The 25,274-nt window shown below is 64.8% G+C and carries 23 protein-coding genes; 5 read left to right on the top strand and 18 right to left on the bottom strand.

The window, feature by feature from the left end; genetic code table 11:
* Window positions 1-83 precede the first annotated feature (83 nt).
* The gene (locus tag P0R31_RS34400) at window positions 84-584 is read left to right on the top strand and encodes an RNA pyrophosphohydrolase (RefSeq protein ID WP_275519156.1); all 501 of its coding nucleotides are present in this window, start codon (window positions 84-86) and stop codon (window positions 582-584) included.
* 172 nt (window positions 585-756) lie between these two features.
* On the opposite strand, the gene P0R31_RS34395 is transcribed toward P0R31_RS34400, so the two are convergent.
* From P0R31_RS34395 to P0R31_RS34375, 5 genes are all read right to left on the bottom strand, one after another.
* A complete protein-coding gene (locus P0R31_RS34395) occupies window positions 757-1,164 on the bottom strand; it encodes a F0F1 ATP synthase subunit epsilon (protein WP_275519155.1) in 408 nt (135 codons plus the stop codon).
* 110 nt (window positions 1,165-1,274) lie between these two features.
* Complete coding sequence (gene atpD / locus P0R31_RS34390; protein ID WP_275519154.1) at window positions 1,275-2,717, bottom strand: F0F1 ATP synthase subunit beta; 1,443 nt, start codon at window positions 2,715-2,717, stop codon at window positions 1,275-1,277.
* 34 nt (window positions 2,718-2,751) lie between these two features.
* Window positions 2,752-3,627 (bottom strand): F0F1 ATP synthase subunit gamma, encoded by an 876-nt coding sequence (locus P0R31_RS34385; RefSeq protein ID WP_275519153.1) that lies wholly within the window; start codon window positions 3,625-3,627, stop codon window positions 2,752-2,754.
* 148 nt (window positions 3,628-3,775) lie between these two features.
* Window positions 3,776-5,305: a F0F1 ATP synthase subunit alpha gene (gene atpA / locus P0R31_RS34380; RefSeq protein ID WP_275519152.1), complete on the bottom strand. Its 1,530-nt coding sequence runs from the start codon at window positions 5,303-5,305 to the stop codon at window positions 3,776-3,778.
* Window positions 5,305-5,865: a F0F1 ATP synthase subunit delta gene (locus tag P0R31_RS34375; RefSeq protein WP_275519151.1), complete on the bottom strand. Its 561-nt coding sequence runs from the start codon at window positions 5,863-5,865 to the stop codon at window positions 5,305-5,307. The genes atpA and P0R31_RS34375 overlap by 1 nt, the downstream gene beginning before the upstream one ends.
* 657 nt (window positions 5,866-6,522) lie before the next feature.
* Here P0R31_RS34375 and P0R31_RS34370 point away from each other — a divergent pair.
* The gene (locus tag P0R31_RS34370; protein WP_275519150.1) at window positions 6,523-7,020 is read left to right on the top strand and encodes a septal ring lytic transglycosylase RlpA family protein; all 498 of its coding nucleotides are present in this window, start codon (window positions 6,523-6,525) and stop codon (window positions 7,018-7,020) included.
* Between the two features lie 236 nt (window positions 7,021-7,256).
* Here P0R31_RS34370 and P0R31_RS34365 read toward each other — a convergent pair whose 3' ends face one another.
* Window positions 7,257-9,461 (bottom strand): primosomal protein N', encoded by a 2,205-nt coding sequence (locus P0R31_RS34365; RefSeq protein ID WP_275519149.1) that lies wholly within the window; start codon window positions 9,459-9,461, stop codon window positions 7,257-7,259.
* A 112-nt stretch (window positions 9,462-9,573) separates the two neighbouring features.
* Between P0R31_RS34365 and P0R31_RS34360 the strand changes: the two genes are divergently transcribed.
* A complete protein-coding gene (locus P0R31_RS34360) occupies window positions 9,574-10,539 on the top strand; it encodes a tyrosine recombinase XerC (RefSeq protein ID WP_275519148.1) in 966 nt (321 codons plus the stop codon).
* An 84-nt stretch (window positions 10,540-10,623) separates the two neighbouring features.
* A complete protein-coding gene (locus tag P0R31_RS34355) occupies window positions 10,624-11,211 on the top strand; it encodes a DUF4337 domain-containing protein (RefSeq protein WP_275519147.1) in 588 nt (195 codons plus the stop codon).
* A 176-nt stretch (window positions 11,212-11,387) separates the two neighbouring features.
* On the opposite strand, the gene P0R31_RS34350 is transcribed toward P0R31_RS34355, so the two are convergent.
* The 11 genes from P0R31_RS34350 to zapE form a co-directional block, all read right to left on the bottom strand.
* A complete protein-coding gene (locus P0R31_RS34350) occupies window positions 11,388-11,918 on the bottom strand; it encodes a hypothetical protein (RefSeq protein WP_275519146.1) in 531 nt (176 codons plus the stop codon).
* Between the two features lie 34 nt (window positions 11,919-11,952).
* Window positions 11,953-13,353 carry a dihydrolipoyl dehydrogenase gene (gene lpdA, locus P0R31_RS34345; protein WP_275519145.1) on the bottom strand — a complete coding sequence of 467 codons (1,401 nt, stop codon included), beginning with the start codon at window positions 13,351-13,353 and terminating at the stop codon, window positions 11,953-11,955.
* A gap of 51 nt (window positions 13,354-13,404) precedes the next feature.
* The gene (locus P0R31_RS34340) at window positions 13,405-14,154 is read right to left on the bottom strand and encodes an SDR family oxidoreductase (protein WP_275519144.1); all 750 of its coding nucleotides are present in this window, start codon (window positions 14,152-14,154) and stop codon (window positions 13,405-13,407) included.
* Window positions 14,155-14,197: 43 nt separating this feature from the next.
* Window positions 14,198-14,587 carry a hypothetical protein gene (locus tag P0R31_RS34335; protein WP_275519143.1) on the bottom strand — a complete coding sequence of 130 codons (390 nt, stop codon included), beginning with the start codon at window positions 14,585-14,587 and terminating at the stop codon, window positions 14,198-14,200.
* 12 nt (window positions 14,588-14,599) lie between these two features.
* Entirely contained in the window at window positions 14,600-15,835 is a 1,236-nt protein-coding gene (gene odhB / locus P0R31_RS34330) for a 2-oxoglutarate dehydrogenase complex dihydrolipoyllysine-residue succinyltransferase (protein ID WP_275519142.1), read from the bottom strand.
* Between the two features lie 110 nt (window positions 15,836-15,945).
* Window positions 15,946-18,903 (bottom strand): 2-oxoglutarate dehydrogenase E1 component, encoded by a 2,958-nt coding sequence (locus P0R31_RS34325; RefSeq protein ID WP_275519141.1) that lies wholly within the window; start codon window positions 18,901-18,903, stop codon window positions 15,946-15,948.
* A 137-nt stretch (window positions 18,904-19,040) separates the two neighbouring features.
* Window positions 19,041-19,925 carry a succinate--CoA ligase subunit alpha gene (gene sucD / locus P0R31_RS34320; protein WP_036008780.1) on the bottom strand — a complete coding sequence of 295 codons (885 nt, stop codon included), beginning with the start codon at window positions 19,923-19,925 and terminating at the stop codon, window positions 19,041-19,043.
* A 36-nt stretch (window positions 19,926-19,961) separates the two neighbouring features.
* On the bottom strand, window positions 19,962-20,441 hold the full coding sequence (locus P0R31_RS34315; RefSeq protein ID WP_036024613.1) for a DUF1579 family protein: 480 nt from the start codon (window positions 20,439-20,441) through the stop codon (window positions 19,962-19,964).
* 4 nt (window positions 20,442-20,445) lie between these two features.
* A complete protein-coding gene (sucC, locus tag P0R31_RS34310; RefSeq protein ID WP_275519140.1) occupies window positions 20,446-21,645 on the bottom strand; it encodes an ADP-forming succinate--CoA ligase subunit beta in 1,200 nt (399 codons plus the stop codon).
* A gap of 203 nt (window positions 21,646-21,848) precedes the next feature.
* Complete coding sequence (mdh, locus tag P0R31_RS34305; protein ID WP_275519139.1) at window positions 21,849-22,817, bottom strand: malate dehydrogenase; 969 nt, start codon at window positions 22,815-22,817, stop codon at window positions 21,849-21,851.
* 219 nt (window positions 22,818-23,036) lie between these two features.
* A complete protein-coding gene (gene zapE / locus P0R31_RS34300; RefSeq protein WP_275519138.1) occupies window positions 23,037-24,224 on the bottom strand; it encodes a cell division protein ZapE in 1,188 nt (395 codons plus the stop codon).
* A gap of 139 nt (window positions 24,225-24,363) precedes the next feature.
* Between zapE and P0R31_RS34295 the strand changes: the two genes are divergently transcribed.
* Complete coding sequence (locus P0R31_RS34295) at window positions 24,364-24,654, top strand: type II toxin-antitoxin system VapB family antitoxin (protein WP_343299358.1); 291 nt, start codon at window positions 24,364-24,366, stop codon at window positions 24,652-24,654.
* Between the two features lie 17 nt (window positions 24,655-24,671).
* On the opposite strand, the gene thpR is transcribed toward P0R31_RS34295, so the two are convergent.
* Window positions 24,672-25,208: an RNA 2',3'-cyclic phosphodiesterase gene (thpR, locus tag P0R31_RS34290; protein WP_027572985.1), complete on the bottom strand. Its 537-nt coding sequence runs from the start codon at window positions 25,206-25,208 to the stop codon at window positions 24,672-24,674.
* Between the last annotated feature and the right edge of the window lie 66 nt (window positions 25,209-25,274).

Here is a 25,274-nt window from a genome sequence, read left to right as displayed (position 1 = left end):
GATAGCAGCGACGTCCTTTAAACCGACTACCGCCTGTGGTTATGGATTCCGGGCTCGCGGTCCGCGCGCCCCGGAATGACAAGATGACCAATGAAAAACCCTACCGTCCCAACGTCGGCATCGCGCTGTTCAACGCCGACGGCCGCGTGCTGATCGGCCATCGCTTCAAGGGCGATGGGCCCGAGATCATCCTGCCGGGGCTCGACTGGCAGATGCCGCAGGGCGGTGTCGACGAGGGCGAGAACCTGCGTGATGCGGCGATGCGCGAGCTGTGGGAGGAGACCAACGTCGTCAGTGCCGACTATCTCGGCGAGACCGACTGGTTCACCTATGAATTCCCGCCTTACGACGGACCGCAGACGCACCGCCTCGCAAAATTTCGCGGCCAGCGCCAGAAATGGTTCGCGCTGCGCTTCACCGGCACGGACGACGAGATCGATCCGCTGACGCCGCGCAACGGCCAGCCCGCCGAGTTCGACGCCTGGCGCTGGGAGCGCCTCGACCGTGTCGCCGACCTCGTGGTGCCGTTCCGCCGCGAGGTCTACCGCGCGGTGGCACAAGAGTTTGCGCACCTCGCCGACTGAACTCTCGAAAACAACCCCATGCACACAGTAGCGAAGCGTCTGAGGCGCCGCGATAAAATAGGCGACAGCGCCAGCGATAGCGCAATAAAGTTTCAGCGCCCGCCACGACCGTGACGAGCGCTGAAACTGTTCAGGAATTTGGAGATCGAGCCCCGGAGCGGTGCCCCGGGGCTTAGTGCATAGCCGTGGCGTTGAGCTGATGCTGGATGCTCTTAAAGTGGTCGAGCCGCTCGATGGCCTGATCGAGCTCGGAGCCTTCGTGCTCCTTCAGATTCTCTTCCATCTCCGCGATGGTTTCGGCGAACTGCGCACGGTCGAGCTCGGCCAGCGACGTCGCGACGTCGGCGAGCACCGTCAGGCCGTTTTCGGAGACCTCGGCGAGACCGCCCAGCACGATGATCTTCTCGTGGCGGCCGCCGGTGGTGACGGTGAGGATGCCGGGCCGGACCGCAGCCACGACCGGCGCATGCCCCGCCAGCACGCCGAAATCACCCTCGACGCCGGGGATGTCGACCTGGTCGACCTCGCCCGAGAAGGCGAGCTTTTCCGGAGAGACGAGATCGAAATGGAAGGTGGCCATGGTTGTTTCCGTTCTCTTCACTTGTCACCCGCGGGCTTGACCCGCGGGTCCATCCATCAAAACTCTTTCTTGATGGATTGCCGGGTCAAGCCCGGCAATGACACCGAGAATTAAGCCGCTTCCGCCGCCAGCTTCTTGCCCTTCTCGACGGCTTCTTCGATGGTGCCGACCATGTAGAAGGCAGCTTCCGGCAGGTGGTCGTACTTGCCTTCCACCAAGCCCTTGAAGCCCTTGATGGTGTCGGCGAGATCGACGAACTTGCCCGGCGAGCCCGTGAAGATTTCGGCGACGTGGAACGGCTGCGACAGGAAGCGCTCGATCTTGCGGGCGCGGGCCACCGTCAGCTTGTCCTCTTCCGAGAGCTCGTCCATGCCGAGAATGGCGATGATGTCCTGGAGCGACTTATAGCGCTGCAGCACCTGCTGGACCTGACGGGCGATGGCGTAATGCTCCTCGCCGACGACCAGCGGCGAGAGCATGCGCGAGGTCGAGTCGAGCGGGTCCACCGCCGGATAGATGCCCTTTTCCGAGATCGCACGCGACAGCACCGTGGTGGCGTCCAAGTGAGCGAACGATGTGGCGGGCGCCGGGTCGGTCAGGTCGTCGGCCGGGACGTAGATGGCCTGCACCGATGTGATCGAGCCCTTCTGCGTGGTGGTGATGCGCTCCTGCAGCGCGCCCATGTCGGTGGCGAGCGTCGGCTGATAACCCACGGCGCTCGGAATACGGCCGAGCAGCGCCGACACTTCCGAACCGGCTTGCGTGAAGCGGAAGATGTTGTCGACGAAGAACAGCACGTCCTGGCCCTGGTCGCGGAAGTGCTCGGCGACAGTCAGACCGGTCAGGCCGACGCGAGCGCGGGCGCCCGGCGGCTCGTTCATCTGGCCGAACACCAGCGCGCATTTGGACTTCACGCTCGGATCGGGGTTCTTCGGATCGGCGTTGACCTTGGACTCGATGAACTCGTGATAGAGATCGTTGCCCTCGCGGGTGCGCTCGCCGACGCCGGCGAACACGGAGTAGCCGCCGTGCGCCTTCGCGACGTTGTTGATCAGCTCCTGAATCAGCACGGTCTTGCCGACGCCGGCGCCGCCGAACAGGCCGATCTTGCCGCCCTTGGCATAGGGAGCGAGGAGGTCGACGACCTTGATGCCGGTGACGAGAATTTCGGCTTCGGTCGACTGGTCGGTATAGGTCGGCGCTTCCTGGTGGATGGCGCGGATGCCTTCCGACTTGATCGGGCCGGCCTCGTCGATCGGCTCGCCGATGACGTTCATGATGCGGCCGAGCGTGCCGTCACCGACGGGAACCGAGATCGGCTGACCGGTGTCGGTCACTTCCTGGCCGCGCACCAGACCTTCGGTGGCGTCCATCGCGATCGTGCGGACGGTCGACTCGCCGAGATGCTGCGCGACTTCCAGCACCAGGCGGTTGTTGCCGTTCTTGGTCTCCAGCGAATTGAGAATGGCCGGCAGGTGGCCTTCGAACTGCACGTCGACGACGGCGCCCATGACCTGGGTAACGCGACCGATCTGTGTGGCTGCTGTAGCCATTTACTGTCTCCTTCGATCCGAATTTCGTGTCCGGTCAGACTGCTTCTGCGCCGGAGATGATTTCGATGAGTTCCTTGGTGATCTGAGCCTGACGCGTGCGGTTGTAGACCAGCGTCTGCTTGCGGATCATTTCGCCGGCGTTGCGCGTGGCGTTGTCCATCGCGCTCATCTGCGCGCCGTAGAACGAGGCGTTGTTCTCAAGCAGCGCGCGGAAGATCTGGACCGCGAGGTTGCGCGGCAGCAGGCGGGTGAGGATCTCGTCCTCTTCCGGCTCGTATTCGTAGGAGGTCGCGCTGCCGTTCGCACCGCCTTCCTCGATCACCAGCGGAATGATCTGCTGAGCGGTCGGGACCTGTGCGATCACCGACTTGAATTGCGAGTAGAACAGCGTGCAGACGTCGAACTCGCCGTTGTCGAAGCGCACCAGAACCTTCTTGGCGATCTCCTCGGCGTTGACGAAACCGAGCTGGCGCACGCTGCGCAGGTCCATGTGCTCGACGATCTGCTTGTCGAACAGGCGGCGGAGCTGCTCGTAGCCCTTGCGGCCGACGCAGAAGAACTTCACTTCCTTGCCCTGCGCGATCAGCGCCAGAGCGCGCTCGCGGGCGAGACGCACGATCGAGGAGTTGAAGGCGCCGGAGAGGCCACGCTCGCCGGTGCAGACCAGCAGCAGATGAACCTGATCGCGGCCGGTGCCGGCCAGCAATACCGGTGCGCCGGGCGAGCCCGCCGCGGCGCTGGCGATGTTGGAGATCACCGCGCTCATCTTGTTGGCATAGGGACGCGCCGCTTCCGCGGCGGTCTGCGCGCGGCGCAGCTTGGAGGCGGCGACCATCTGCATCGCCTTGGTGATCTTTTGCGTCGCCTTGGTGGAGGCGATGCGGACGCGCATGTCTTTAAGTGACGCCATTCTTCGTCCCCGACGGTTCGATCTCTTGGATCAAGCCGCTAGCCTATCCCAGTCGTCATGCCCGGGCTCGTCCCGGGCATCCACGTCTTCGTCTCCACGCAGCGCACGTGGATGGCCGGGCGAACGCCCGGCCACGACGGTTCTTCGATTACGCGAAGCTCTTCGCAAAACCCTCGACTGCCGACTTCAGCTTGGCAGCCGTGTCGTCGGAGAGGTCGCGGCTATCGCGGATCGCGGTGAGGATGTCGGCGTGCTTGCTGCGCAGCAGCGAGAGCAGGCCGTCCTCGAACGCGCGCACCTTGTTGAGCGGGAGCGGATCGAGATAGCCGTTGGTGCCGGCCCAGATCACGCAGACCTGCTCTTCCATCTTCAGCGGCGAGAATTGCGGCTGCTTCAACAGCTCGGTGAGGCGCGAGCCGCGATTAAGCAGGCGCTGGGTCGAGGCGTCGAGGTCGGAGCCGAACTGCGCGAACGCCGCCATTTCGCGGTACTGCGCGAGCTCGCCCTTGATCTTGCCGGCAACCTTCTTGGTGGCCTTGGTCTGCGCCGAGGAGCCGACGCGCGACACCGACAGACCGACGTTCACCGCGGGACGGATACCCTGGAAGAACAGGTCGGTTTCCAGGAAGATCTGGCCGTCGGTGATCGAGATGACGTTGGTCGGGATGTAGGCCGACACGTCGTTGGCCTGGGTTTCGATGACCGGCAGCGCCGTCAGCGAGCCCGAGCCCTGCTCCTTGTTCAGCTTCGCCGCGCGCTCGAGCAGGCGGGAGTGCAGATAGAACACGTCGCCCGGATAGGCTTCGCGACCCGGCGGGCGGCGCAGCAGCAGCGACATCTGGCGGTAGGCGACGGCCTGCTTGGACAGATCGTCATAGATGATGACCGCGTGCATGCCGTTGTCGCGGAAGTACTCGCCCATGGTGCAGCCGGTGAAGGGCGCGATGTACTGCATCGGCGCCGGATCGGAGGCGGTCGCGGCGACGACGATCGAATATTCGAGCGCGCCCTGCTCTTCCAGCACCTTCACGAACTGGGCGACGGTGGAACGCTTCTGGCCGACCGCGACGTAGACGCAGTACAGCTTGATGTTCTCGTCCGGCTGCGCGTTGAGCGGCTTCTGGTTCAGGATGGTGTCGAGCGCGATCGCGGTCTTGCCGGTCTGGCGGTCGCCGATGATCAGCTCGCGCTGGCCGCGGCCGATCGGGATCAGGGCGTCGATCGCCTTGAGGCCGGTCGCCATCGGCTCGTTCACCGACTTGCGCGGAATGATGCCCGGCGCCTTGACGTCGACGCGCATGCGCTTGTCGGCCTGGATCGGCCCCTTGCCGTCGATCGGGTTGCCGAGCGCGTCGACGACGCGGCCGAGCAGGCCCTTGCCGACCGGCGCGTCCACGATGGCGCGGGTACGCTTGACGGTCTGGCCTTCCTTGATCTCGCGGTCGGCACCGAAAATAACGACACCGACGTTGTCGGTTTCGAGGTTCAGCGCCATGCCGCGGGTGCCGTTCTCGAACTCGACCATTTCACCGGCCTGGACGTTGTCCAGACCGTAGACGCGGGCGATACCGTCGCCGACGGACAGCACCTGTCCGACTTCGGAGACTTCAGCTTCCTGGCCGAAATTCTTGATCTGGTCCTTGAGGATCGCGGAAATTTCCGCGGCGCGGATGTCCATCAGCCTGCCTCTTTCATCGCGTGCTTGATCGAATTGAGTTTGGTGCGAAGCGAACCATCCACCATGCGGCTGCCCAGCTTGACGACGAGGCCACCGATGATCGAGGGATCAACCTTCACGTTCAGCGCGACATCCTTGCCGGTCACCGACTTCAGGGCGACCTTGAGGGCATCGAGATTCTTGTCCGAGAGCGCTTCCGCCACGGTGACGTCGGCCGTGGTCTCGCCCTTGAACTTGGCGACGAGCGCGCGGTAGGCGTGGATGACGTCGGCCACCGCGAACAGGCGGCGGTTGGCCGTCAGCACCTTCAGGAAGTTGGCGGCGATGCCGGCGATACCCGCCTTGTCCAGCACGGCCGAGAGGGCCTTGGACTGGGTATCGGCCGCGAACACCGGGCTGCGGACGAGGCGCTTGAGATCAGCGCTCTCGTTCAGCAGGGCATCGAATTTGTCGAGATCGGCCTTGACCGCGTCGACCAAATTCTGGTCGCGGGCCAGTTCAAACAAGGCCGTTGCATAACGACCGGACACACCTGAAACGGACGTATCTTCTGCAGCCACAGACGCGCTCTTTTTGCTGTCAAACTCGCAAGGGAAAAACCGTCGCCACGAAGCGGCGCCTAGCGATCCAAGCCCTTGGAATTCAAGCGGGACTTCGATTTTCGACCAGCACGGGAGGTGCCGGGCTCGTTAAAATCGCGGCTTTGCTAACATAGCAGGTGCGCAGGTGCAACATGACGCCAAACTAAAGGCATGAGGTTCTCTCGCCAGTTCGTCGCAGCCTCGCAACACATTGCGCGCGGGAGGGGCGACCGAGGCGGCGACCTGCCACGTCACGGAAATCAGCGCCGGACCTGCCGCAACACCTCCATTGGTTCCTGCCCTCAGCGCATAGCGGCCATGAACACGGATCGCTGAGGCGTGAATCTGTTCCCACCAGTTCCACCCGCCGAATACTTATCGATTTCTAAACGCTAGAGGCGATGACTTCGCTTTACAGTATTCGCAAGTAATATAGAGGTTAATAAATCGTTAAAGGCGAAGATTACGGGACTTCGTATGAATATCTCGCAACGGTAACAAGATATTTCATGACGACACATACCGGATTTACTGCCCAATTCACGCCTCATTGAGAATCGAAACGCCAACCCGCTCACAAACTGATGGGGGCTCCACTTGCCACAAATGTGGCAATACTAGCTTAGGGACCATTAAATGCTGTCTTTGAAGACGCTGGGCCTTGTGACCCGGCCGCGTACGGCGATTGCTTTCGTCGCCGCAACTCTCCTCGTCGGTGGAACTGCCACCGAAGCTTCCGCCAAATCCCGGCATCACCGGCATCACCACCGCCACCACGCCCAGACCGAGGCCAACGCGACCGCCGATTGGCGCAATGCCAATGCGTCGATGACGCCGACCTCCGGCACGGGCCGCAGCTTCTCCGGCATCGCGTCCTTTTACGGCAATGAGTCCGGTAGCAAGACCGCCTCGGGCCAGCGCTTCAACCAGAACGCCATGACCGCGGCGCACCGTTCGCTGCCCTTCGGCACCAAGCTGCGCGTCACCCATGGCAGCCAGAGCGTCATCGTCACCATCAACGACCGCGGCCCGTTCATTCGCGGGCGTGTACTCGACCTCTCCACGGGTGCCGCCCGCGCCATTGGCCTCACCAGTCGCGGCGTCGGCCGCGTCACTGCGGAAGTCGTCTCCTAACGGGGCGTCTCGAGCGCCTCGCCTCACACGCGCAGTTTCCATCAGTTTGCAGCGCGCGTGAGACAAGCCCGTGGTCTTGGGGGACCGCGGGCTTTTTTGTTGTCTGCCGTCATTCCGGGGCGCGCGAAGCGCGAGCCCGGAATCCATCGCGCGGCAGAGTCGGCGGAGGAATGGATTCCGGGCTCGCGACTTCGTCGCGCCCCGGAATGACGGCGGAGGATTTGGCTACGGCGTGGCTACAAAAAGCTCTGCGGATCGACGTCGACTTCCAGCTTCAGATTGCCTGTCGGCTTCGGGCAGACCGCGAGCCAGTTGCGTAAATAGTCCGACAGGTCGAAACCGCGCGCCGATTTCACCAGGATGCGGAAGCGGTAGCGGCCCTTGATGACGGCGAGCGGCGCTTCGGCGGGGCCGAGCACGACGACGCGCTCGTCGCGCGGCGCGAGCGCGACGAGCTTACGGCCGAAGCCTTCAGCGCCCGGGCGATCGCCGGCGGAGATGATCAGGCTGGCGAGCCGGCCGAACGGCGGATAGAGCGTCTTTTCGCGCAGCTCGATCTCGCTGTCGTAGAAGGCCTCGCGGTCGCAGGCGACGAGCGCCCGCATCACGGGATGATCGGGCTGGTGGGTCTGCAGATAGCCGATGCCGCGGCCCTGCTCGCGGCCGGCGCGGCCGATCACCTGGTTGAGCAACTGCCAGGTGCGCTCGGCTGCGCGCGGATCGCCGTTGGAAAGGCCGAGATCGGCATCGACAACGCCGACCAGATTGAGCCGCGGGAAGTTGTGCCCCTTGGCGACGAGCTGCGTGCCGATGATGATGTCGACGCGGCCCTCCGCGATCTCGGCAAGCTCGCTCCGCATCGTCTCGATCGAGGTGATGAGATCGCTCGACAGCACCATGGTGCGGGCTTGCGGGAACAACGCGGCCGCCTCCTCCTGCAGGCGCTCGACGCCGGGGCCGACCGCGACCAGCGATTCCTCGGCCGAACAGTTCGGGCAGATGTGCGGGCGCGGCATCGAGAAGCCGCAATGGTGACAGACGAGGCGCTGGCGAAAGCGATGATCGACCAGCCAGGCATCGCAGATGGTGCAGGCGAAGCGATGGCCGCAGGCACGGCACAAGGTGAGCGGCGCATAGCCGCGGCGGTTGAGGAACAACAGCGCCTGCTCGCGCCGCTCGATCGCGGTCCTGATCTCTCCGGCAAGGCGCGGCGAGATGAAGCGGCCGCGCGCGGGCGGCTCGCGACGCAGGTCGATGGCCTCGATATGCGGCATGTGCTGGCCGCCGAAGCGCGAGGGCAGCGCGATACGCTGGTAGCGGTTCTTGCGCGCGTTGACCTCGGACTCCACCGACGGCGTCGCGGAGGCCAGCACGACCGGGATTTTTGCGATATGCCCGCGCACCACCGCCATGTCGCGGGCGTGGTAATGCACGCCGTCGTCCTGCTTGTAGGCCTGGTCGTGCTCCTCATCGACGACGATGAGGCCAAGATTGGCGTAAGGCAGGAACAGCGCCGAGCGCGCGCCGACCACGACCGGCGCCGAACCTTCGGAGATCGCCGCCCAGTTGCGCGCGCGGGTGCGCGGGGTGAGCTCGGAGTGCCATTCGATCGGACGCACGCCAAAACGCTGCGCGAAGCGATCGAGGAACTGGCCGGTCAGCGCGATCTCCGGCATCAGGATCAGCGCCTGCTTGCCGCGGCGGATCACCTCGGCGACCGCTTCGAAATAGACCTCGGTCTTGCCCGAGCCGGTGACGCCGTCGAGCAGCGCGACGTGGAAGGTGCCGTTGGCCGCGAGCGCGCGCATCGCATCCACACCGGCACGCTGTAGCGGCGAAAAATCCGGCCGGCCGAATTCCGGATCAGGCGCCGGCGGCGGAGGCGGCGGCGGCATCGGCTCCACCGTGAGCGTGCCTTCGTCGACGAGGCCGTCGATCACGCCCGAGGAGACGCCGGCCTCCTTGGCCGCCTCGGACTTGCCGTGCAGCAGCCGGTCCGACAGCAGCGCGATCACGCGCTGGCGCGCCGGCGTCAGACGCTTCGGGGGATCGCCGGTCAGGCGAACGCCGGCGCGCACCCGCTCCGGACCGAGATTTTCGCCCATGCGCAGGCACATGCGCAGCACCATGCCGCGTGAGCTCAGCGTGTAATTGGCGACCCAGTCCACCACCGAACGCAGCTCCGGCTTGAGCGGGGGAATGTCCAGCTTCTCGCTGACCTCCTTGAGGCGGTTATGCAGGCGCGGATCGGGATTGGCGTTCTCGCCCCAGACCACGGCCAGCACCTCGCGCGGACCGAGCGGCACACCGACGAGGTCGCCCGCCTTCAGCTCCATGCCGCGCGGCACCTTGTAGGAATAGGTCTGGTCGAGCGCGACCGGCACCAGCACGTCGACCATGCCGGTGGCGGGAGCGGTGGTGTTGCGCGGCGATTGGTCCATGAGCGGGGAATCGGAACCTTGAGGCCTTGAGGCTAGCGCCGCGCGGCGGCCTTAGCGAACAGTAAACTGGTGTGATGCGATATACTGTGCGGAATCACCACGTCCAGAGCGCATGAGCAAAGCGGCCGTCCCACACATCGAGTTCGCCAGCGCCGATCCTTCGATCGCGCAGGAGATGGCGCGCTGGCTGACGCATCTCGGCGCCGAGCGGCGGCTGTCGCCGAAGACGCTGGAGGCCTATGGCCGCGATCTGCGGCAATGCCTGGATTTCCTCTGTGCCCATTGGGGCGAGCGGGTGACGCTGGAGCGGTTTGCAGCGCTGGAAGCCACCGACGTGCGCGCCTTCATGGCGATGCGCCGGGCCGACGACATTGCCGGCCGCAGCCTGATGCGCGCGCTGGCGGGCCTGCGCTCGTTCGGACGTTTTCTGGAGCGCGAGGGCAAGGGCAAGGTCGGCGCATTGTCGGCGATCCGCGCGCCGAAGGTCGCCAAGAGCCTGCCGAAGCCGCTGCCGATGGCCTCGGCGAAACGCCTCGCCGACGCCGACGAGCGCGCCGGCGAGGAACGCGAGACGTGGATCCTGGCGCGCGATGCCGCGGTGATGGCGCTGCTGTACGGCTCGGGCCTGCGCATCTCCGAAGCGCTCTCCCTGAAGCGCCGCGAGGTGCCGCGGCCCGGCGAAGGCGACGTGCTGGTCGTGACCGGCAAGGGCAACAAGACCCGCATGGTGCCGGTGCTGCAGAACGTGCTCGCATTGATTCAAGACTACGTCGCGATATGCCCCTATCCACTACCGGCGGACGGCCCGATCTTCGTCGGCGCGCGCGGCGGCCCCTTGAGCCCGCGCATCATCCAGCTCGCGATGGAGCGGCTGCGCGGCGCGCTCGGGCTGCCCGACAGCGCCACGCCGCACGCGCTGCGGCATTCATTCGCCACGCATCTGCTCTCGCGCGGCGGCGACCTGCGCGCCATCCAGGAATTGCTCGGCCATTCCTCGCTCTCGACGACGCAGGTCTATACCGGCATCGATTCCGAGCGGCTGCTCGAGGTGTATGCCAGCGCGCATCCGCGGCGCTGACACACTCTCGTCATAGCTCGCGTGCCTCTTGCGCAGCGCCCACGGTTCGGTCAAATCGTGGGAACCTGCACAGGAGAGACATTTATGGGCGCACATGAAAGCATGGAGCATGCCGAGCACGCCGAACACGCGTCCGGCTCGAACAAGAAGATCGCCCTCCTGATCGCCGTGCTGGCGCTGTTCCTGGCGATTTCGGAGACGCTCGGCAAGGCGTCCCAGACCGAATCGATCAGCAAGAACGTCGAGGCCGCCAATCTCTGGGCGTTCTTCCAGGCCAAGAGCATCCGCCGCACCGTGGTGGTGACCGCGGCCGAGCAGGGCAAGCTGACGCTGGCCGAGGCGAGCGAGGCGCAGAAGCCCACCGTGCAGAAGCAGATCGACGACTGGACCAAGACGGCGCAGCGCTACCGCTCCGAGCCCGAGACCGGCGAGGGCACCGAGCAGCTCGCGGCAAAGGCCAAGCAGGCCGAGCACGCGCGCGACGAGGCGACCGCGAAGTACCACCATTTCGAGCTGGCCTCGGCCGCCTTCCAGATCGGCATCGTGCTGGCGTCCGCCACCATCATCACCGGCATGATCGCGCTCGCCTATGTCGGCGGCGCGCTGACGATCGCCGGCCTGATCATGACCGCACTCGGCCTGTGGTGGCCGCATCTGTTGCATTTGCATTGAGGGGCGCGTGGCAGGGTTCTCACCGCGTCATTGCGAGGAGCCCTTGCGACGAAGCAATCCAGACCGCCTCCGCGGAAAGATTCTGGATTGCTTTGCGGAGCCTGTCGTCGGGCCGCGCTTTGCGCGGACCCGGTGGCTCGCAATGACGGAGGATAGAGGCGCATGCCTTCGGCAGCTCACCGCGCCTGATGCACGCTCTTCCTGAAGCGCTGGATCATACGCAGCGTGCGGGAGGACCAGCCCTCGCCGTTGCCGGCGATCAGCGCGCGGATGCGGCGCTTGATCGGATCGACCAGCTCCGCGGCCTTGGCGCGGATCCTCAGCACCAGGGCGTAGATCCGCTCGAACCAGCGCATCTCCAGAAGCTTGGCGCGCGTGACGTCGAACACGAAGGCGGTGACGCCGACGCCGACGAGCTTTCCGAACACGATCGTGAAGAACGCGGCGGTCCAGTACTCATGCGCGAGCAGCCACAGCCCGACCAGCTTGAGCGGAAACAGCGGGACGACGGGCACCGCAAACACGAGCAGCGTCATGGCCGGCGAGAGCGCATCGACGCGCTCCGTCAGCCAATGCTTGAAGCGCGCCAGCGGAATCGCTGCGACGATCCTGGCGACGATCGGCTCGAGATGATCCCACAGCCAGGCTTCGATCAGGAAGACGATCGCAAGCAGGACCCAGACCGGTTGAAGCAGGCGGCGCAGCATGTGTTTCCCGCCCGGTTCGGCGCTGGGCGCGTCGTTACATATGGATGGCTCGCTTGCCGACCGCAAGCGCGGCTTCCTTGACGGCCTCCGAGCGGGTCGGATGGGCGTGGCAGGTGCGCGCGAGATCTTCCGCGCTGCCGCCAAATTCCATGAGAACACACGCTTCATGGATCATTTCGCCGGCTTCGCGGCCGATGATGTGCACGCCGAGCACGCGATCGGTCTTCGCATCCGCGAGAATCTTCACAAAGCCGTCGGTGGTCTGGTTGACCTTGGAGCGGCCGTTGGCGGTGAACGGAAACTTTCCGACCGTATAGGCGACGCCCGCCTGCTTGAGTTCCTCCTCGGTCTTGCCGACGCAGGACACTTCCGGCGTGGTATACACGACGCCTGGGATGACATCGTAATTCACGTGGCCGGCTTGCCCTGCGATGATCTCGGCAACCGCAACGCCCTCGTCCTCCGCCTTGTGCGCGAGCATCGGGCCGGCGACGACGTCGCCGATGGCATAGACGCCCTTCAGGCTGGTGGCGAAATGCGGATCGATCTGCACGCGGCCGCGCGCGTCCAGCGCGACGCCGGCTTCCTTGAGCCCGAGACCCTCGGTGTAGGGCACGCGGCCGATGCAGACGAGGACGACGTCGGCTTCGAGCGTCTCCGCGGTGCCGCCGGCGGCGGGCTCGATCGTCGCCTTCAGCGTCTTGCCCGAGGTGTCGACGCCCGTAACCTTGGCGCCGAGCTTGAACGCAAAGCCCTGCTTCTCGAGGATGCGCTGGAATTGTTTTGCAATTTCGCCGTCCATGCCGGGCAGGATGCGGTCCAAAAATTCGACGACGACGACTTCGGCGCCGAGCCGCTTCCACACCGAGCCGAGCTCGAGGCCAATCACGCCGGCACCGACGATGAGGAGCTTGCCGGGGACCTTCTCCAGCGACAGCGCGCCGGTCGAGGACACGATGCGCTTCTCGTCGATCTCGATGCCCTTGAGGCGCGCAATGTCCGAGCCGGTGGCGATCACGATGTTCTTGGTCTCGACAACTTGCGACTTGCCGTCGGCGGAGACCTCGACCTTGCCGGTGGCGAGGATCTTGCCGGCGCCCTTGAGCACGTCGATCTTGTTCTTCTTCATCAGGAACTCGACGCCCTTGACGTTGCCGTCGATGCCCTGCTGCTTGAAGTTCATCATCGCGGGCAGATCGAGCTTCGGCGCGGAAACGCTGACGCCCATCTTGGCAAAGGAATGGCCGGCTTCCTCGAACATCTCGGAGGCGTGCAGCAGCGCCTTCGACGGCATGCAGCCGACATTGAGGCAGGTGCCGCCGAGGGTCGCGTTCTTTTCGACCACGGCGACCTTCATGCCGAGCTGGCTCGCGCGTACCGCGCAGACATAACCGCCCGGTCCGGTGCCGATGACGACGAGATCGTAGGTAGCCATGAGAGAAAGTCCCGTAAGGTTAGGCGTGGTGAGGATGCGTCCGCCGATCCGTCAGCGGCCGCCGGACACATCGAGAGTGGCGGCGGTGATGTAGGAGGCCTCGTCCGACATCAGCCAGAGGATGGCGTTCGCGATTTCATCGGCTGTGCCGACGCGCTTCATCGGCACCATATGAGCCAGCCGGTGGTGCCGGTCGGGCTCGCCGCCCGAGGCGTGGATTTCCGTATCGATCAGGCCCGGGCGAATGCCCGCGACGCGGATGCCTTCGTTTGCGACCTCATAGCCAAGGCCGGTGGTGAAGGAATCGATCGCGCCCTTGGACGCGGCATAATCGACATAGGTGTTGGGTGCGCCGAGCCTGGCCGCGACCGACGACAGATTGACGATGACGCCGCCCTTGCCGCCATGCTTGGTCGACATCCGCTTCACCGCCTCGCGCGCGCAGAGGATCGAGCCGGTGACGTTGACCGCCATGACGCGCTGGATGCGCTCGGCCGACATCTCGTCGACGCGCACGCCGCTCGTACCGACGATGCCGCCATTGTTGACGAGCGCGCCGAGGGTGCCGAACTTGTCGGCTTCCTTGAACAGGTTGATGATATCGCGTTCCTCGGCGACATCGCATTTCACCGCGACGGCCTTGCCGTTGCTGGCCGCGATCTGCGCAACCACCTCGTCGGCGGCCTTCTTGTTGCTGGCATAGCCGACCACGACGCGATAGCCGCGCGCGGCCGCCGCGAGCGCGGTCGCCCGTCCGATGCCGCGGCTGCCGCCGGTGATGACAACGACTTTATCGGTCAATTTCGTCTCCCGCGGCTGACCTGCATTTTCCGACCTATTGGCATCAGTTCTGTGACTCTTCGGACTGGGTGATCGTCCAGGCCGTCGTCAGATCGGGATCCTTCACGACCTCACCCGTCGAGCGCAGGCGATATTCGCCTGGTCCCGCGGCGAGATACATCGAGAGGTGCGGAGGCAGATTGACCGTCTGTCCGGTCCACACCTTACCCTCGCACTTGACCTCGATGCCCTTGGGAGTCGCGCTGACGATTTTGCCCCAGAATTGGACCTGCGATGTCACGGTCTTTCCGTCGGCGGCAAGGTAGGTAAATCCGGCGAGAAGCAATTGCCCAACGAGGCCGTCCCCTTCGTCCTGGTCCCATGCAGGTGGAGCACTGCCCTCGGAAATTTCCGACGGCATCCAGGGCGGACGAGCTGTGGCGTCATCAGACACGACAGCCTCGAATCAGAGATCGAGCACCAGGCGCGCCGGATCCTCCAGGCTCTCCTTGACGCGGACCAGGAAGGTGACGGCTTCCTTGCCGTCGATGACGCGGTGATCGTAGGACAGCGCCAGATACATCATCGGGCGGACCTCGATCTTGCCGCCGACGACCATCGGCCGCTCCTGGATCTTGTGCATGCCGAGGATGCCGGACTGCGGCGCGTTCAGGATCGGGGTCGACATCAGCGAGCCGTAGATGCCGCCATTGGTGATGGTGAAGGTACCGCCCTGCATCTCGTCGATCTTGAGCTGGCCGTCACGGGCGCGGCGGCCGAAATCGGCGATGCTCTTCTCGATGTCGGAGATCGACTTGTGGTCGCAGTCGCGCACCACGGGCACGACCAGGCCCTTGTCGGTGCCGACGGCAACGCCGATGTGGTAGTAGTTCTTGTAGATCAGGTCGCTGCCGTCGATCTCGGCGTTGACGGCCGGGATGTCCTTCAGCGCCTGCACGACGGCCTTGGTGAAGAAGCCCATGAAGCCGAGCTTGGCGCCGTGCTTCTTCTCGAACGCGTCCTTGTAGTGCGCGCGCAGCGCCATGACGTTGGTCATGTCGACCTCGTTGAAGGTCGTAAGCATGGCCGCGGTGTTCTGCACGTCCTTAAGGCGGCGCGCGATGGTCTGGCGCAGCCGGGTCATCTTGACGCGCTCTTCGCGGGCGGCGTCATCGGCCGGCGACGGCGCGCGGACCTGCACGGCAGCGGCGGGCTGGTTGACCGGCGTCGGCGCGGAGGCGGCGCGCTCGATCGCGGCCAGCATGTCGCCCTTGGTGACGCGGCCGTCCTTGCCGGAGCCCGGAACAGTCGAGGCATCAATGCCGGTCTCGGCCGACAGTTTGCGCACCGACGGCGCGAGCGGCGCATCGGCCGGCGGCGCCTTCGCGGCAGCGGGAGCCGGAGCAGCGGCGGCAGCGGCAGGCGCGGCAGCCTTGGCCGGCGCGGCAGCGGGCTTGGCTGCGCCGGCACCTTCGGTGATCTGACCGAGCAGCGCGCCCACGGCAACGGTCGCACCATCGGCAGCGATGATCTCGCTCAGCGTGCCGGCGGTCGGCGCGGGGACTTCGATGGTAACCTTGTCGGTCTCGAGCTCCACCAGGGGCTCGTCGACGGCGACGGGGTCGCCGGCCTTCTTGAACCAGCGGCCGATGGTGGCCTCGGTGACGGATTCGCCGAGCGTCGGCACACGAATTTCAGTCATGGTCTCATCCTTAAGGGATCGCAGGTAGCGTTCATGAATTCTACAGGCGTCATGCCCCGCCTATGCGCAATTGCGCACTGGGCGGGCGATGACAGCGTCTAAAAAACTTCTCAGCTCAGTGCTTCGTCCAGGAACGCCTTCAGCTGAGCCTGATGCTTGGACATCAGACCCGTGGCGGTCGCGGCGGATGCGGCGCGGCCGACATAACGCGGACGCCGGCTCGCGCCGTTCACCTGGTTCAGCACCCATTCCAGATAGGGCTCGATGAAGTGCCAGGCACCCATGTTGCGGGGCTCTTCCTGGCACCACACCATCTCGGCCTTCTTGAAGCGCGACAGCTCGGCCACCAGCGCCTTCAGCGGCACCGGGTAGAGCTGCTCGACGCGCATCAGGTAGATGTCGTCGATGCCGCGCTTCTCGCGCTCCTCGTAGAGGTCGTAATAGACCTTGCCGGAGCACAGCACGATGCGGCGGATCTTCTCGTCGGGGACGAGCTTGATCGCCTCGTTCGGCAGCATCTGGGCGTCATCGTAGAGGATGCGGTGGAAGGTCGTGCCCTTCGCGAGCTCGTCGAGACGCGACACCGCCCGCTTGTGACGCAGCAGCGACTTCGGCGTCATCATGATCAGCGGCTTGCGGATCTCGCGATGCAGCTGCCGGCGCAGCACGTGGAAATAGTTCGCCGGCGTGGTCGGGTAGACCACCTGCATGTTGTCTTCCGCGCACATCTGCAAGTAACGCTCGAGGCGCGCCGAGGAGTGCTCCGGCCCCTGGCCCTCGTAGCCGTGCGGCAACAGGCAGACCAGACCGGACATGCGCAGCCATTTGCGCTCGCCCGACGAGATGAACTGGTCGAACACGACCTGCGCGCCGTTGGCGAAGTCGCCGAACTGGGCTTCCCACAGCGTCAGCGTGTTCGGCTCGGCGAGCGAATAGCCGTATTCGAAACCGAGCACGGCTTCTTCCGACAGCAGCGAGTTGATGACCTCGTAATGGCCCTGCTCGTGGCCGAGATGGTTGAACGGCGTGTAGCGGCTCTCGTCCTCCTGATCGATCAGGACCGAATGGCGCTGCGAGAAGGTGCCGCGTTCCGAGTCCTGTCCTGATAGCCGGACGTGGTGGTTTTCGTTGAGCAGCGAGCAGAACGCCAGCGCCTCGCCGGTCGCCCAGTCGATGCCGTTGCCGCTCTCGATCGCCTTGGCGCGGTTATCGAGGAAACGCTGAATGGTGCGGTGAACACGGAAGCCGTCCGGCACCTTGGTGATCTTGCGGCCGATGTCCTTCAGCACAGCGATGTCGACGCCGGTGACGCCGCGCCGCGCATCCTCTTCCTGATCGGCGATCTTGAAGCCCGCCCACTTGCCGTCGAGCCAGTCGGCCTTGTTCGGCTTGTAGGAGGTGCCGGCCTCGAACTCGGCATCGAGCCGGGCGCGCCAGTCCGCCTTCAGCTTGTCGACCTCGCCCTCGGTGACGACGCCTTCTGCGATCAGGCGCTTGGAGTAGAGCGTCAGCGTCGAGGGATGGGCTGCGATCCGCTTGTACATCACCGGCTGGGTGAAGGCCGGCTCATCGCCCTCATTGTGGCCGTAGCGGCGATAACACCACATGTCGATGACGACGGGCTTGTGGAACTTCTGCCGGAATTCGGTCGCGACCTTGGCCGCGAACACGACGGCTTCCGGATCGTCGCCGTTGACGTGGAAGATCGGTGCGTCGATCATCTTCGCCACATCCGACGGATAGGGCGAGGAGCGCGAGTAGCGCGGATAGGTGGTGAAGCCGATCTGGTTGTTGACGATGAAGTGCACGGAGCCGCCGGTGCGGTAGCCCTTCAGGTCGGACAGGCCGAAACACTCCGCGACCACGCCCTGGCCGGCGAACGCGGCGTCGCCGTGCATCAGGAGCGGCATCACCGAGATGCGCATGTCCGGGGGATCGCCGTGCTGGTCCTGCTTGGCGCGGACCTTGCCGAGCACGACGGGATCGACGATCTCGAGATGCGAGGGGTTGGCGGTCAGCGACAGGTGGATGCGGTTGCCGTCGAACTCGCGGTCCGAGGAGGCGCCGAGGTGATACTTGACGTCGCCGGAGCCTTCGACCGCGTCGGGATTTGCCGAGCCGCCCTTGAACTCGTGGAACAGCGCGCGATGGGCCTTGCCCAACACCTGGGTCAGCACGTTGAGGCGGCCGCGATGCGGCATGCCGAGCACGATTTCCTTCACGCCGAGATTGCCGCCGCGCTTGATGATCTGCTCGAGCGCGGGGATCAGGGCTTCACCGCCGTCGAGGCCGAAGCGCTTGGTGCCGGTGAACTTGGTGTCGCAGAACTTTTCGAAACCCTCGGCTTCGATCAGCTTCTGCAGGATGGCCCTGCGGCCTTCACGCGTGAACGAGATCTCCTTGTCAGGTCCCTCGATGCGCTCCTGGATCCAGGCCTTCTGCGCCGCGTTGCTGATGTGCATGAACTCGACGCCGAGCGTCTGGCAGTAGGTGCGCTCGCAGATCGCGGTGATCTCGCGCAACGTGCCGTATTCGAGGCCGAGCACGTGATCGAGGAAGATCTTGCGGTCGAAATCGGCCTCGCTGAAGCCGTAGGTGCGCGGATCGAGCTCTTCGCGGTTGCGCTGGGCTTCGATGCCGAGCGGATCGAGCTTGGCGTGGAAGTGGCCGCGCATGCGATAGGAGCGGATCAGCATCAGGGCGCGGACGGAATCGCGCGTCGCCTGAAGCAGGTCGGCTGAGGAGATGTCGGCGCCTTTGGCCTGCGCCTTGGCGGCGATCTTGCCACCGACCGTCTTCTCGACCTCGGCCCAGTTGCCGTCGAGGGCGGAGGTCAGATCGTCCTTCGGGGTCAGCGGCCAGTTGTCGCGCTCCCAGGACGGGCCTTCCGCGTTCTTGCTGATGTCAGCCGGCGCGTCGTTCAGGCTCTTGAAGAACTCCTGCCACTCGGCATCGACCGAGGACGGGTCCTTCTGGTAGCGGGCGTAGATTTCGTCGATGTAGGTGGCATTGGTGCCCTGCAAAAAGGATGACAGGGCAAAGGCTGCGTTCGCGTCCTGGCGAGACATACTTGAGTTCCTGGCGATTTCGGTTCGCGCATAACAAACGGCGCTGGCGCCGAGCTCCCCCGACAGGGCTCGACGCGACAGGCACCCTTTACCCTATTTGCTGCGAAACTTCGCCCGGAAAAGCACGAAGAAGTGAATTAGCCTTTCAACTTTTCGGCAAGCGTGTGGCCGAGGCGGGCGGGCGACGGGGACACTGTAATCCCTGCGGATTTCATCGCCTCGGTCTTGGAACCAGCGTCGCCCTTGCCGCCGGAGATGATGGCGCCGGCATGACCCATGCGGCGGCCGGGAGGGGCGGTGACGCCGGCGATGAAGCCGACCATCGGCTTCTTGCGGCCGCGCTTGGCCTCGTCCTTGAGGAACTGGGCGGCGTCCTCCTCGGCGGAACCGCCGATCTCGCCGATCATGATGATCGATTCGGTCTTGGGGTCGGCGAGCAACATCTCCAGCACGTCGATGAACTCGGTGCCCTTGACCGGGTCGCCGCCGATGCCGACCGCGGTGGTCTGGCCGAGGCCTTCCTGGGAGGTCTGGAACACGGCTTCATAGGTCAGCGTGCCCGAGCGGGAGACGATGCCGACCGAGCCGGTCTTGAAGATGTTGGCGGGCATGATGCCGATCTTGCACTCGCCGGCGGTCATGACGCCCGGGCAGTTCGGCCCGATCAGGCGCGACTTGGAGCCGAGCAGCGAGCGCTTGACGCGAACCATGTCGATCACAGGAATGCCCTCGGTGATGCAGACGATCAGCGGGACCTCGGCATCGATGGCTTCGCAGATCGCGTCGGCTGCGCCCGGCGGCGGCACGTAGATCACCGACGCGTCGGCGCCGGTCTTCTCACGCGCCTCGCGCACGGTGTCGAACACCGGCAGGCCCAGATGCGTCGAGCCGCCTTTGCCCGGCGAGGTGCCGCCGACCATCTTGGTGCCGTAGGCGATCGCGGCCTCGGAGTGGAAGGTGCCGTTCTTGCCGGTGAAGCCCTGGCAGATGACCTTGGTGTTCTTGTCGATCAGGATGGACATGAGGTCTGCTTTCGCGAAACTAACAGAGTGAGTGGGTCAGTGGATGCGGCGGTAGACGCCGGTGAGGACGTCGGACCAGCCTTCCGCGTCCGGCGAGAATTGAATCTTCAACGAGTAGGAATCCTCATTAATGATCTCGTAGACGTGGCGCGCATTGCCGCGGAGCGAACCGCGCACCAGCGTCAGGGTCTTGCCGGCCCACCCGCCCGAGGCGGGCGATGGCGGCGTGTAGCCGAGCGAATCGTACCAGAACAATTTGTAGGTCCGGTCGTCGCGGTCGAAGGTGAAGATGCCGTGGGTGGCGAAGACCTGCTTGCCGTCGCGCATCTGGACGGAGTCCTGGATCAGATAGAACCCGTTGAGATCCATGCGCGCGACAGTACGCGAGGTCGCCGGCCCGCCCGCCGTCCAGCGCGACGGGAAGACCATCTCCTCACCATCCCATTCGCCGGCGAACGCGGCGAGACGCGCGTGCTCGGGGAGCGGAGATGATGCGGCAAGATGGTCCTGGGCCATGGCCTTAGCCTCCCTTGACGGCCTTCACGATCTTCTGCGCAGCGTCGTCGAGATTGTCGGCGGGCACCACGTTCAGTCCGGATTCACGGATGATCTTCTTGCCGAGCTCGACGTTGGTGCCTTCGAGGCGGACGACCAGCGGCACGCTGAGGCCGACCTCGCGAACCGCAGCCGTGACGCCCTCGGCGATCACGTCGCACTTCATGATGCCGCCGAAGATGTTGACCAGGATGCCCTTCACGTTGGGATCGGCGGTGATGATCTTGAACGCGGCCGCGACCTTCTCCTTGCTGGCGCTGCCGCCGACGTCGAGGAAGTTGGCCGGCGCCATGCCGTAGAGCTTGATGATGTCCATCGTCGCCATGGCGAGACCGGCGCCGTTGACCATGCAGCCGATATTGCCGTCGAGCGTGACGTAGTTGAGATCGTATTTCGACGCCTCGATTTCCTTGGCGTCTTCCTCGGTCAGATCGCGCAACGACACCGCGATCTCGGGATGGCGGAACAGGGCGTTGTCGTCGAAGGACACCTTGGCATCGAGCACGCGGAGCTCGCCCTGCTTGGTCACGACCAGCGGATTGATCTCCAGCATCGACATGTCCTTGGCCACGAAGGCCGCGTAGAGCTGCGCGGTCAGCTTCTCGGCCTGCTTGGCGAGATCGCCGGACAGGCTCAGCGCCTTCGCCACGGTGCGGCCGTGATGGCCCATGATGCCGGTCGCCGGATCGACCGAGAAGGTCACGATCTTCTCCGGCGTGTTGTGCGCGACGTCCTCGATGTTGACGCCGCCTTCGGTCGACACCACGAAGGAGACGCGCGAGGTCTCGCGGTCGACCAGGATCGAGAGGTAGAATTCCTTGTCGATGTCGGAGCCGTCCTCGATGTAGAGGCGGTTGACCTGCTTGCCGGCCGGGCCGGTCTGCACGGTGACCAGCGTCGCGCCCAGCATCTGCTTGGCGAATTCGTTGACCTCTTCCACCGACTTGGCGATGCGGACGCCGCCTTTGTCGCCGGCGGACGCTTCCTTGAACTTGCCCTTGCCGCGGCCGCCGGCATGGATCTGACTCTTCACCACCCAGACCGGGCCGGGAAGCTGTCTTGCGGCGGCGTCGGAGTCCGAGGCCTTGAGAACCGCTACGCCGCGCGAAATCGGAACGCCGAATTCATGCAGCAGCGCTTTGGCCTGATATTCATGGATATTCATATGGTCGCTCCCTGAACCCGCGGGCGGTGACCCTATGGGCCCACCTCAGTCTTGTGGCTGGCATACCATATACCACAGGAACTGCAACCCGGATTCTTTGACATCGAGATCTGCCGAGACCGGAACCCCACCCCGGTCAGCCGGGGTCCGGAAGTGAAACCGCCGAAGACCGGGTTTCGATCTTCGGCGGGTATTGCTTTGCCTTAGCGGCCGAGAAGATCGGGTGCGATCTTCTTGCAGGCATCGACCAAGCCCTGCACGGCACCGACCGACTTGTCAAACGCCTCGCGGTCCTTGCCGGCGAGGTCGATCTCGACCACGCGCTCGACGCCCTTGGCGCCGATCACGACGGGCACGCCGACATACATGTCCTTCACGCTGTACTCGCCGTTGAGATAGGCGGCGCAGGGCAGCACGCGCCTCTTGTCCTTCAGATAGCTCTCGGCCATCGCGATCGCGGATGCGGCAGGGGCGTAGAAGGCCGAGCCGGTCTTGAGCAGGTTGACGATCTCGGCGCCGCCGTTGCGGGTGCGGTCGACGATCTCGTCGAGGCGCGCCTGTGAGGTCCAGCCCATCTTGACGAGGTCGGGCAGCGGGATGCCGGCGACGGTGGAGTACTTCACCAGCGGCACCATGGTGTCGCCGTGGCCGCCGAGCACGAAGGCGGTGACGTCCTCGACCGAGACGTTGAACTCGTCGGCGAGGAAGTAGCGGAAGCGGGCCGAATCCAGCACGCCGGCCATGCCGACCACCTTCTTGTGCGGCAGGCCGGACGCCTTCTGCAGCGCCCAGACCATGGCGTCGAGCGGGTTGGTGATGCAGATGACGAAGGCGTCGGGGGCGTACTTCTTGATGCCGGCGCCGACCTGCTCCATGACCTTGAGGTTGATGGAGAGGAGGTCGTCGCGGCTCATGCCGGGCTTGCGCGGCACGCCGGCGGTGACGATGCAGACCTTCGCATTGTCCAGCGCCTCGTAGGAATTCGCGCCGGTGTAGTGTGCATCGAAGCCGTCGACCGGCGAGGACTGCGCGATGTCGAGCGCCTTGCCCTGCGGCACGCCCTCGGCGATGTCGAACATCACGACGTCGCCCAGTTCTTTCAGGCCGATGAGGTGAGCCAGCGTTCCGCCGATCTGGCCGGAGCCAATCAAAGCAATCTTGTCGCGCGCCATGTGAACCTGTCCTTTAGACACGTAAGGAGGGGAAACTGAGACGGGTGGTTATCCCTTTCGCCTCCCCCGTTCAAGTCGCCCAATGCCCAATTGTCGGGCTTGGCGCGGCCTCGGGCACACAGCCCTGTCATTCCGGGGCGCGACGAAAGTCGCGAGTCCGGAGTATGGATTCCGGGCTCGCGCTCCGCGCGCCCCGGAATGACGGGCAGAGACTAGGACTTAAGTCTCCACCAAGCCCTTGGTCGAGCCGCTGGCGGTGGAATCCTTGCGGCCGTGAGGCAGCGCCAGATAGGATTCCGAGCTCATTTCGATCAGGCGCGAGGCGGTCCGCTTGAACTCCATGGCCTCGGTGCCATCGGTCGCGAGGTAGAGCGAGATCGGGTTGGCGTCGGCCGAGGCCATCAGCTTCACGGCGTTGTCGTAAAGCGTATCGATCAGGGTGATGAAACGCTTGGCCGCGTTACGCTGGGAGAGGTCCATCACTGGAATATGGTCGACCAGGATGGTGTGATAGTCGTGCGCCAGCCTGAGGTAGTCGGATGCACCGAGCGGCTGCTCGCAGAGGTCGGCGAAGGAGAACCGCGCCACGCCATGGGCCGAGCACGGCACGTGCAGAATGCGGCCCTTGATCGAAATGTCGCGCGAGCGGCATTTGGCGCCGCCTGTCATCCGCTTCCAGGCGCGGTCAAGCGCGGCGTCCGCATCGCCATCGGCCGGCGTCAGCCACATCGGCACGCCCTGCAGCTTCTCCAGGCGGAAGTCGGTGCGCGCATCGAGCCGCGCGACATCCATATGGTCGGTGATCTGTTTGATGAAGGGCAGGAACAACGAGCGGTTGAGACCGCCCTTGTAGAGATCGTCGGGCGCGACGTTGGAGGTCGCGACCACGACGGTGCCGAGCTCGAACAATTTGGCGAACAGGCGCCCCAGGATCATCGCGTCGGCGATGTCGGTGACGTGGAATTCGTCGAAGCAGAGCAGCCAGCTCTCCTCGAAGATCGCATTCGCGGTCAGCGCGATGACGTCGGCGTCGGCGATCTCGCCGCGCGCGATGCTCTGGCGGTAGTCGTAGATGCGCTCATGCACGTCGGCCATGAATTCGTGGAAATGCGCGCGGCGCTTATGCTCGACATCGGAGTGCTGGAAGAACAGATCCATCAGCATGGTCTTGCCGCGGCCGACCTCGCCATGGATGTAGAGCCCGCGCGGCACATCGTCCCTGTCACCACCGCCGAACAGGCGGCTGAGGAGACCCTGCTTGCGTTGCGGCTTGTAAGTGGCCAGCCGCTGGTCCAGCGCCGCATAGGCCTCGGCGACCTCGGCCTGCGCGGCATCGGGCTCGATCGCGCCGGACGCGATCTCGGCCTGATAGGCCTCGCGGAATGAGGGATTTGGGGTGGAGAGCATGGCCCTTTACCGCCAGAGACGGAGGGAAATTGCAACTGCGTATTGGCGCAACGGGCGTATGCGCTTACCCTAAGCCGGCTGAGTGCGGGCGTATGACTGAAATATCAGAGGGTTAAGCGACTGGTCCGAGGTGACCGACATGGCTCTTAAAATTGAGGACTTCGAGACTGAGCATCTCGCGTGGAAGCTGGCGCAACTCACTGGCGAGACCGTTGCGATCGCCACCAAGCGAGCTCTCGAGGAGCGGCTTAGTCGGGTCAACAATCCCGACGGCAAAACTGCTCGCATAGACGACATGGCCGCGATCCGCCGACGCTGGAGTGAGCTGCCGGTGGTAGCAGACCAGACCGCGGACGAATTGTTGCCTACGACAATGATGGATTGCCATTCAGATCCTGACGCGACGCGTCTACCGCACCATATGGCCTAACATCTTGTGCGCGAAGCTCACTCACACAGCTCGTAGGCGTCCTCGACCACATACGGGCCGCCGCCCGTCGATGCGCGCGAGGAGAACAGCACGAAGCGTTCGGCCATGAACGCCTTGCTCGGGAAATAGCCGCGCAGCGAGAGATAGTCGGCGACGTCGCGGTCGGAGGCGTCGTGCAGCCTCGCCAGCGTGACGTGCGGAATGAACTTGCGTCCCTCCGGGTCGAGGCCGATCCGCTGCATCATGCGCTCGAGCTCGGCCTGCAATTCCATCAGCGGCTTGCTCGGCGCAATCGTGGCGACCACTGCGCGCGGCTTGCGGCCGCCGAAGCTGGTGAGCCCCTGCACCTTCACCTCGAACGGCTTGCGGTCGACGCGAAACAGCATCGAGGCGATCTCGTTGGCGGAAGCGCCGTCGATGTCGCCGATGAAGCGCAGGGTGACGTGATAATTTTCGGGATCGATCCAGCGGGCGCCGGGGAGGCCACCCCTCAAGTTGGAAAGCGACTGGCCGATCTCGGCCGGAATTTCCAGACCCGTGAACAAACGCGGCATCGTTTCGCACTCCCGATGCTTGGGTACGATCCCCGAGCAGGATCATATCCAAATTAGAGCCGGCGA

The sequence above is a fragment of the Bradyrhizobium yuanmingense genome, assembly GCF_029167105.1.
Lineage (GTDB): Bacteria > Pseudomonadota > Alphaproteobacteria > Rhizobiales > Xanthobacteraceae > Bradyrhizobium > Bradyrhizobium yuanmingense_A.
This window is presented reverse-complemented; position numbering and strand designations above follow the sequence as displayed.